This is a genomic window from Micromonospora craterilacus, from assembly GCF_003236315.1.
GTDB classification, from domain to species: Bacteria; Actinomycetota; Actinomycetes; order Mycobacteriales; family Micromonosporaceae; genus Micromonospora; species Micromonospora craterilacus.
The window spans coordinates 1-4,254 of record NZ_POTY01000363.1; the positions used below are offsets into that span (position 1 = coordinate 1).

Annotated in this window: 7 protein-coding genes and 1 pseudogene; 4 read left to right on the forward strand and 4 right to left on the reverse strand. The window is 72.5% G+C overall.

Going from position 1 to position 4,254, the window contains the following annotated elements; genetic code table 11:
* The 4 genes from C1I95_RS35540 to C1I95_RS32140 form a co-directional block, all read left to right on the forward strand.
* Positions 1 to 519, forward strand: a 519-nt coding sequence (locus C1I95_RS35540; protein ID WP_158566517.1) for a hypothetical protein, incomplete at its 5' end; no start/stop codon positions are given.
* A gap of 158 nt (positions 520 to 677) precedes the next feature.
* Positions 678 to 1,025 (forward strand): hypothetical protein, encoded by a 348-nt coding sequence (locus tag C1I95_RS32130; protein WP_111219655.1) that lies wholly within the window; start codon positions 678 to 680, stop codon positions 1,023 to 1,025.
* A 13-nt stretch (positions 1,026 to 1,038) separates the two neighbouring features.
* A complete protein-coding gene (locus C1I95_RS32135; RefSeq protein ID WP_111219657.1) occupies positions 1,039 to 1,563 on the forward strand; it encodes a helix-turn-helix transcriptional regulator in 525 nt (174 codons plus the stop codon).
* Positions 1,564 to 1,614: 51 nt separating this feature from the next.
* The gene (locus C1I95_RS32140; protein WP_111219659.1) at positions 1,615 to 1,860 is read left to right on the forward strand and encodes a hypothetical protein; all 246 of its coding nucleotides are present in this window, start codon (positions 1,615 to 1,617) and stop codon (positions 1,858 to 1,860) included.
* A 56-nt stretch (positions 1,861 to 1,916) separates the two neighbouring features.
* On the opposite strand, the gene C1I95_RS32145 is transcribed toward C1I95_RS32140, so the two are convergent.
* The 4 genes and pseudogenes from C1I95_RS32145 to C1I95_RS35545 form a co-directional block, all read right to left on the reverse strand.
* The gene (locus tag C1I95_RS32145; protein ID WP_146605926.1) at positions 1,917 to 2,297 is read right to left on the reverse strand and encodes a hypothetical protein; all 381 of its coding nucleotides are present in this window, start codon (positions 2,295 to 2,297) and stop codon (positions 1,917 to 1,919) included.
* A gap of 148 nt (positions 2,298 to 2,445) precedes the next feature.
* Positions 2,446 to 2,958 carry a hypothetical protein gene (locus C1I95_RS32150; protein ID WP_111219663.1) on the reverse strand — a complete coding sequence of 171 codons (513 nt, stop codon included), beginning with the start codon at positions 2,956 to 2,958 and terminating at the stop codon, positions 2,446 to 2,448.
* Positions 2,958 to 3,791 (reverse strand): peptidoglycan-binding domain-containing protein, encoded by an 834-nt coding sequence (locus C1I95_RS32155; protein ID WP_111219665.1) that lies wholly within the window; start codon positions 3,789 to 3,791, stop codon positions 2,958 to 2,960. Before C1I95_RS32155 ends, C1I95_RS32150 begins: the two co-directional genes overlap by 1 nt.
* A gap of 139 nt (positions 3,792 to 3,930) precedes the next feature.
* A pseudogene (locus C1I95_RS35545) lies at positions 3,931 to 4,254 on the reverse strand (hypothetical protein); the annotation flags it as partial.

Consider the following 4,254-nt stretch of genomic DNA (forward strand, 5'->3'; position numbering starts at 1 on the left):
ACCCCCACCCGCTCCATCCGCATCGGCCCGATCTGGGACCAGGCCCGCACCATCGCCGAGCTACGCGGCACCACCATCACCGCCGTTATCGAGCACGCACTGGAGGACTACGCCATGGGCACCACCGAGATTCCGCCGCTGTCCGACGGCACCCGCGCCGCCGTCGCGAACTTGGTCGACTACACCATCGAGCGCGAGTACGGCAACGACGTCACCGACGAGATCAAGGGAGCAACGATGGTCGCCCTCGCCGGCCTCCACTTCGACCTGCTCGACGCCGGCGCAGCGGACGCAGAGGGCACCCGGGGTCTCGCCGAGACGACGTTGCGGATCCTGCTCCGCACCGGCCTCGCCGCCCGGATCTGCCAGTGCCGACAGCTGCACCCGCACGGCTGCAAGCACGGCGGCGCCGTCGGGTCGCTGTGGTGCGATCGGCACTACGAGGCGGACGTGCCGGCGATCGACGGGGCGCTGCTGTGCGGCACCTGCCACGTCGTCGAGTACGAGGCGCGCGCCTGACCCTGGACGCACGACAGCGCCCCGCCGGCCGGAGCCAGCGGGGCGCTGTCGTCTGTGGGAGGGGGCCGTCGGAATGGTGGGGCTGTCCCCTTGACGGGGACAGCGAGGCGACATAGACTGTCCCTATAGGCGGGACAGTCGAGCAAGGGGAGATCGAGATGGCCACCAGCATCAAGTTCAAGAAGGACGCGGACGGCGAGTGGGGCATCATCGGCCCCGCCGACCAGATCACCGCAGGCGCGACCATCACCGTGACCAAGCGGAACGGCTCCACCTCCACCGTGACCGTCCTGACCGTCGCCGACGAGCCCAACCCCGACGGCACCATCTTCGCGTGGGTCACCTCCACCCGCCCGGCGCCGCGCCCGGTCAACACCTCCGCGCGCCGCGGCTCGACCGCCCGCCGGGGGTCCACCACCTCCCGCCGCCGGGCCTGCATCACCGGCGGGAACTGCTCCAGCCACAGCGGCCGCAGCTGCGGCGGCCACAACTGCGACGCCAACTGAGAGGCCCGATCTGATGCACCACCTGGACGCGGTTGGGATCACCGACATCGCCAAGCGGGCCGGCGTCAAGCCGGACACCGTCAAGAAGTGGATCGCCCGACACCCCGACTTTCCGGCCCCGGCCGGATCGGCCGCCCGCGGACGGCTGTGGGACTGGCCGGAGGTCTACGCCTGGATTCGGGACACCAAGCGGGCCCGATTCGTCCGAGTCGTGGATGTGCAGTCGAGCCCGGACGGCCGCAGGACGAGGGGCGAGGGGACCCTCCGGTACCTGTGCGTCGGGCCGGCCGCCGTGCAGTGCGCGGTCGAGGTGATCCGAGACACCCACCACGCACGCCAGCCGCAAGGCGAGGCGACCTACACTTCTCGACGGGTCACGTTCGACCCGCATCACCAGGCGACTGGACCCAGCTCGTGGCAGGCCACGTGCCACCTGGAGGGGGGCTGGTCGGCGGACGAGCTGCGGCAGATCCGGGACCTGGTCACCGGCCAGAGCTGCACCGCGCCAGCAACTACGCCGAAGGGCTGGCCTACGTGAGCAACGACGCTCCTGAGGTGGTCGAGATCGCCGAGCGGTACCGACCCTCCGATGGGTGAGACGCCGCCCGTCTCCTGGCGCCTGGACGACCTCGCCGCGACCGGCGACCTCGCGAAGGAGCACGGCGTCCACAACTCGACGATCGTCAGCTGGTCCACCCGCTACGCCGACTTCCCGGCACCGCTGCGGATCCTGTCGACCGGACCGGTCTACTCGAAGGAGCAGGTCAAGCGGTGGCACGACGGGCGGACCTGGCTGCCGGGCCGGCCGCGCAAGCCACGGTCGGTCCAGCCGTAGAGACGGCGCTGCGCCCCCACCCGGCCGAGCCAGGTGGGGGCGCAGCGCCGTCGGTGCTACCGGGAAGGCCGTGGCGGGTAGACCACGACCGAGCGGATCTGCTTGTAGCTGCCGTCTGGGTAGTAGTCGGACTCCTGAGTGATCTCTGCCGGGGGAAGACCGTACACCGGCTGACCGGTGGCCACGCCGAACGACAGCAGCAGCCGACCCACCAGCCGGGCCGCCCGGGCCAGGCGGCCGTCGCCGGTGCGTTCCTCGAGCGTCCGCCCGGCGGCGTACACCATGCCGATCACGGCGAGCGCCAGGACCTCGTAGACCACGATCGAGTCGATCACGATGCCCCAGCGGGCGGCCACGTACGCGACGATCGCCGCGGCGAGGTGGCCGAGCGCCAGCGGCCAGTAGGTCCGCACGTAGGCGGCGAGACGATTATTCACAGCGAGCCTCCTCAGCTCAAGGTGGTTAGGATGGCCACGGGATGGGGTTGGCGTCACGCGGCGGTAGCCATGCGCCGTACGGTGCTCCTGGTGGGCGTTCCCTTCGAGGGCAGACCATCGAGCCGCCGGCCGGGCCTCCCCCACCCCATCAACGGCGATCAGCGTGCAGAGCCAGCTGCGCCTTCAGGTCCCCGACTTGCGCGGCCAGCGCCGCGGCCGTCGCCTCGCTCTTGGCCAGCGCGATCCGAAGTGAGTCACGCTCGGCCTGCACCGCGCTCAACTCGGCCGCCTGACGCTGCTCGGTCTGCTCCAGGTGCGCGTACCGCGACTCCAGGTCGACCACGCGCTGACGCAGCCGCTCGGCCTCACCCGATGTCTGGGCGAGGGACTGCTGGGCATCCTCCAACGCCGCCCGTACGCGCTGCAGCTCACCACGAAGGTCGTCGGTCAGCTCTTGGTAGATGTCCTGCCGCAGCTGCTCGGCCTGGGCGCGCTGCTGGTCCGCCGCGGCTTTGTGCTGCTCCGCCTGGGCGGCCGCCAGCTCGGCCTGCGCCGCGCGGAGACGACGGCCGAGCCAGTGCCCGACCGCCGGCCCGACGACCGCGCCGCCGCCGATCGCGCTGCCGGCGCTGATCAGCGCGATCAGGACGGCCGGCTCCATCAGGTGATCGGGTTGCGGTACGCGGCGTCCCAGCCGGCCCGGTCGAGCCGTCCGGTGACCGGCAGTTTCTGGTCGGCCTGCCACGCGCGGATCAGGGCGCGGTACTCGTCGCCGTAGCGGCCGTCCGCACCGTGCTCACGCAGCCAGCGCTTGCCCTTGCCGATGGACCAACCGCGCCGCTGGAGCTGCCGCGTCCACTCCTGCAGCCACTCCCGGTCGGACTTCGTGCCGAAGCGGCGGCCGTGGTGGCCGGAGACACTGCGGTCCGGTCCGGCGGCCGGGCCGAAGTAGTGGTCGCGGGGCAGCGGGAACGCCACCGCCGGCTTCGGCGCCGGCCGGCCCGCCGGCGGCGACGGTGACGGCTTGACCGGCTCGTCGACGGGCATGCCGGTGTGCACCCACCGGTGCAGCCGGTCTCCGGGGCAGGCCGTGGCGGCCAGGTCCCGGTGGCCGTCCCGCTTGAGCCGCCGGCCCGCCTTCCGGTCCGCCTCGTCGCACAGCCAGCGGATCGACCGCATCGCCGCGGTCGTCACGTCCTGGTCGCGGCCGATGAACACGATCCCGATCCCGCCGGTGTTGTGGCCGGCGATGTGGGCGCCGAGCACGGTCCAGCCGCGGCACTCGTAGATCCGGCCGCCGACGTCGACGGCGAAGTTGTAGCCGATGTCGCTCCAGTCCCTGTTGTCCATGTGGAAGTTCTGGATCTGGCGGACGGTCTGCGTCGGCGGGCCTGCCGAGTAGTGCACGTCGACGCGTTCCCGCTTCGACCACGGCACCGAGGTGACGCTGCGCGGCGCCCGCGCGCCCCAGCCGGCACGTCCGATGATGTTCATTGCTGCTCCCATGCAGGATCGGCCGCGCACGCAGCTGCGTGTCGGCGATGGGTGTGCTGGTGCCCCGGCGGCGCGACCGCCTGGCCGGGGTAGCGCCCGGGGTCGTCTGTCGCAGCTGCGACAGACGACCTGCCCCGGGTCAGGCGTAGAGGTGGACCAGGACGATGCCCTGCGCGCCGCCGGCGCCGGCCTGCGCGGCGGTGGACGGGCCGGCGACCGCGCCGGAGGCGCCGCCGCCGTACAGGCCGCCGGCGACCCCGACGTTGTTTCCGGTGACGACGCCGTTGCCTCGGCCGCCGCCGCCCAGCTTCGAGCTGCCGCCTTGCCCTGAAAGGGCTCCGCCGGTGCCGAGGCGGGCGGCCGGTCCGCCGCCCTGGCCCTTGCTGTAGTAGTCGCCGGTCGGCGTGGTCGACGACGCCAGGCCGCCGTTGGCGGCGCCCGGGGTGCCCGCTGCGCCCAGGGC

Excerpts from the sequence above, each read along its gene's own strand:
- C1I95_RS32130 (WP_111219655.1), top strand. The coding sequence starts at position 678 with ATGGCCACCAGCATCAAGTTCAAGAAGGACGCGGACGGCGAGTGGGGC.
- C1I95_RS32135 (WP_111219657.1), top strand. The coding sequence starts at position 1,039 with ATGCACCACCTGGACGCGGTTGGGATCACCGACATCGCCAAGCGGGCC.
- C1I95_RS32140 (WP_111219659.1), top strand. The coding sequence starts at position 1,615 with ATGGGTGAGACGCCGCCCGTCTCCTGGCGCCTGGACGACCTCGCCGCG.
- C1I95_RS32150 (WP_111219663.1), bottom strand. The coding sequence starts at position 2,958 with ATGGAGCCGGCCGTCCTGATCGCGCTGATCAGCGCCGGCAGCGCGATC.
- C1I95_RS32155 (WP_111219665.1), bottom strand. The coding sequence starts at position 3,791 with ATGAACATCATCGGACGTGCCGGCTGGGGCGCGCGGGCGCCGCGCAGC.